Here is a 3,662-nt window from a genome sequence, read left to right as displayed (position 1 = left end):
GAATATCACTCGATTTCTAGATAGTGCCCAAAGCAGCTTTAGTTATGCTTACGATTTTCATCTCAGTGGTAGTTATGTATCTTTTATTATTGATATATCCGCCAGTTCATATTATCACTGACCCCCAGGAGATATCCCAAAATATCTCAACCAACGAGACATTAGTAAAAATAATTATAATTAGGGACAGGGGAGAGGACTTAAAAAATTTAATTATAACCAAATATAATACTACATATAATGAAAATTATTGGCTGAATCTGAGTAGTAATAATACATACAATATGTCTGAAAATGAGATTATAAGTTTCCAAGTAACTCTGGATGCCACAAACCTCACTCAAGGGGAATATCGCGGATATATCGAAATAAATGCAAATAAGTCTATGAAATTTATGGGAGAAAGTAAGCCAAAACTCGTCGGACAAATCCCCGTCGTTCTGAATGTAGCAGAGGCAAAAGGCTCGCCGACGGAGGGGGCCACTCAAAAAGAATCGATCATAAATGTCAAAGGTAATATTACTATAAATGAATTGTAATCAAAACACAGGATTGTTTGATTTTAGAGCACCTTATTCTGTTTCAATCGTGACCTAAGAGTGGACCTTAAGGCCGACCCTTAAATGAACGGGGCTTCGAGCCATTCTTCGCCGCCGCAACGTCTTCTGGCAAACGAACTCGGTCCTGAGCCTCAGGGCCTGAGACCTGATCAAGTTGAATCGCCTTCGAATAGGCAAAAAATTCTGATTCGAGGGTTTGAGGCCTTCGCCCGCCCCTCGAACTCATTCAGCTGGGCTGGAGATCGGACCTTTCGGCCTCCCCCTCACATGGTGAGGGTGTAGGCGTAGCCGCTCCTGAAGTACTTGTAGTACGACCTCATGTATCCTGGGCTCGTTATCTTTATGCTGTGGTACTGGTCCCCGGCGACGGTGAAGCTGACGACCCCGTCGAGCCTGCCGTCGCTGCCGTCGCTGTAGCTCCGGACGTCGTCGACGCTTACGCTGTAGCCGGAAAGCCAGCTCGACCTGACCGTCACCCTAGCGTAGGAGGGGACCGGTCCTGGTCCTGGTCCAGGACTCGGACCCGGCGGCCATCCCCCGCTGGAGACGTCGATGACCACGGCGTTGCTCGGCTGGTTGTTGACGACGAAGAGGAGGATGTGACGACCTGCGGCGTCGGCCCGGAAGTTTATCCTGTTGTAGCCGGGCCAGAGGCGATAGGTATCTTTGTCCACACTGCCGCTCAGGGGTATCTTGTAGAAGTCCGCCGATCCGCCGCTGGGCGAGTAGGCGAGAAGCTGGAGGTAGGACCACAGAGGGCACGATGCATACTGGGTCCAGCTCCAGGACCCCAGGATCCAGAGGGAGTTGGCCCCGCTGTAGGTGGAGCGGTAGGTCGAGTAGGATGTCGACTGCCCTCCGAAGTAGACGGTGGAGGGCTCGCGCCCCGAGATGGAGTACTGCTGGACGTCGCTCCCCCCGGATGCTGGAGCCTCGGTGCTGTAGTAAGCCTCAGCAAGTCCCGAAGTTCCTCGGGCCCCGTTCGTCCCATAGGTCTCCAGCCCCTCCGGCGACCCGATCATCATATCGGGCGGCTCGCCCTCGCCGCCGTAGGCGAGACCGAGGCCGAAGTCGACCTCCTCTTCACCGAGATCGCTCATCTGCTCTTCGGTCCACTCATCGGCGAAGCCGCCTCCGAGGTAGAAGATGATCAATAGCGAGATCAATACACCTTTAGAGTTCAAGATTAAAACCCCCGATCCTCTCTAAGGCACTCTTGATACAAAAAGTTTTGGAGATCTCCTGGGTGTTTATCCGGCGACCCAGGATTTCGTTTTACATCGACTCCAGGGCGGGGATCCCCAGGGTATCCAGCGTCGCCCGGAGGCAGTTTCGGGCCGCCTTGACCAGGGCGAGCCTCGCCTCCCGGAGGCCCGGCTCCGCCTCCAGGACGGGGCTTGACCGATAGAACTGGTTGAAGGTCTCGGCCAGCTCCCTGGCGTAGGTGGCGAGGAGGTGGGGCTTCAGCTCTCTCGCCGCCAGCTCGACCGCGAGGTCGAACGAGGAGATCTTCTTGACCAGGGCGACCTCCTCGGGAGCGGTGAGGAGTCGGGGGTCGAATTCGCCCCGGTCGCCAGCCTTAACCAGGATGCTGCAGGCTCTGGCGTGAGAGTACTGGATGAAGGGGGCCGAGAGCTTCTCGAAGTCCAGGGCCGCCTTCCAGTCGAAGACGGTGGCCTTGTCCGGCGAGACCTTGACCACGTCGTACCTCACCGCCCCCAGGGCGACCTCCTTGGCCACCGCCCGCCTGAACTCCTCCGCCTCCTCGGGCCTTCGAGCGGTCACCTCTTTGAAGGCCTGGACCTCGACCTCGTCGAGGAGCTCGTCGGTGGATATGAACTTGCCCTTCCTGGTGCTCATGGAGCCGGTGGGAAGAGATACGAACTCGAAGATCACGATCTCGGGCACCCTTACTCCCATGAGACGGAGGGCCGCCTTCAGCTGGCCTGAGATCAGTTTGTGGTCGGCCCCCAGGACGTCGATCATCCGGTCGGAGCGCTCGGCCTTCCACCGGTGGTAGGCCAGGTCTCTTGTGGTGTAAAGGGACGTCCCGTCAGACCTCTTCAAGACGAGCCTCTTCTCAAACCCCTGGTCCGAGAGGTCGAGCTGGAGGGCGCCCTCCTCCCACTCGGTCAGACCCGTCGACTCCAGGGACCCCAGGACCTCGACCGTCGATCCGTCCCGGACGAACTCGCTCTCCCAGTGGCGGGAGTCGTGGGAGATGTTCAGCCTTCTCAACGTCTCCTCGATCCCGGAGAGGGCGTAGTCCACCGCCGACTTGAACCTCTCTGCCGTCTCCGAGTCCCCTGACTCGTAGAGCTGCATCAGCCGGTCGACACCCCCCTTCAGCTCGGGCTCTGCGGCCAGGTCCTTGTTCGCCTGGATGTAGACCCGCGCGATGGCGTGGTCGGCCTTCGAGCCGTCGAGGGGATACCGCCCGCAGCCCCAGACGACGATGGCGATCTGTCGTCCCATGTCGTTCACGTAATACTGGGACTCCACCTCGCAGCCCGCCCGGCGGAGGATCCGCACCAGGGTATCTCCGATGACGGAGTTTCTTATGTGGCCTACGTGGAGGGGGCCGTTGGGGTTGGCGGAGGTATGCTCGACGATCACCCTCCCGGCCAATGACCCGGTCCAGCATCGATCGCCCTCGGCCTCTCGGATGACCGAGTCGAGGAACCGGCGGCTCGCATAGAAGTTCAGGTAGGGGCCCCGCGCCTCGACCTTCTCCACGGTGCCGCTCTCGTCGGTGGCGATCGCCTCTGTGAGCTCCCTGGAGATCTCTGCGGGATTTCTCTTGAGAAGGGGCGCTAGCCTGAAGGATATGGTGGAGGCGAGGTCGGAATGGGAGCTCGTCTCCAGCAGAAGCTCGTTTCCATCGATCTTGGCCTCGGTCTCGGGCAGCACAAACCCGCATCGATCCATGGCGTCGCGAAGAAGCGACTCGACATCTCTCCAGAAGTCCAGAAACATGAGAACATCACCGTACGACTCAGGTGTGGGAAGTTCGATATACCGATATAAGCGTTGCGACGCCGCTCCGCGAGATGAGGGTTGGGGGCAGGTCAAAGAAGGTGATGGGGGTGGAGAAGGTGATGG

General features: G+C 57.9%; 3 protein-coding genes. 1 reads left to right on the top strand and 2 read right to left on the bottom strand.

The window, feature by feature from the left end; all coding sequences use genetic code 11:
- Positions 1-44: 44 nt before the first annotated feature.
- The gene (locus tag ACP5EL_RS06270; protein WP_428401644.1) at positions 45-539 is read left to right on the top strand and encodes a hypothetical protein; all 495 of its coding nucleotides are present in this window, start codon (positions 45-47) and stop codon (positions 537-539) included.
- A 284-nt stretch (positions 540-823) separates the two neighbouring features.
- Here the strand turns inward: ACP5EL_RS06270 and ACP5EL_RS06265 are convergent, their stop codons facing one another.
- Both ACP5EL_RS06265 and argS read right to left on the bottom strand, forming a co-directional pair.
- Entirely contained in the window at positions 824-1,744 is a 921-nt protein-coding gene (locus ACP5EL_RS06265; protein ID WP_428401643.1) for a hypothetical protein, read from the bottom strand.
- Between the two features lie 91 nt (positions 1,745-1,835).
- Positions 1,836-3,536, bottom strand: coding sequence for an arginine--tRNA ligase (gene argS, locus ACP5EL_RS06260; RefSeq protein ID WP_428401642.1), 1,701 nt, complete (start codon positions 3,534-3,536; stop codon positions 1,836-1,838).
- Between the last annotated feature and the right edge of the window lie 126 nt (positions 3,537-3,662).

The sequence above is a fragment of the Methanocrinis sp. genome, assembly GCF_049974945.1.
Classification (GTDB): domain Archaea; phylum Halobacteriota; class Methanosarcinia; order Methanotrichales; family Methanotrichaceae; genus Methanocrinis.
The sequence above is the reverse complement of the archived record's forward strand: the minus strand, read 5'-3'. Positions and strand labels throughout refer to the sequence as shown.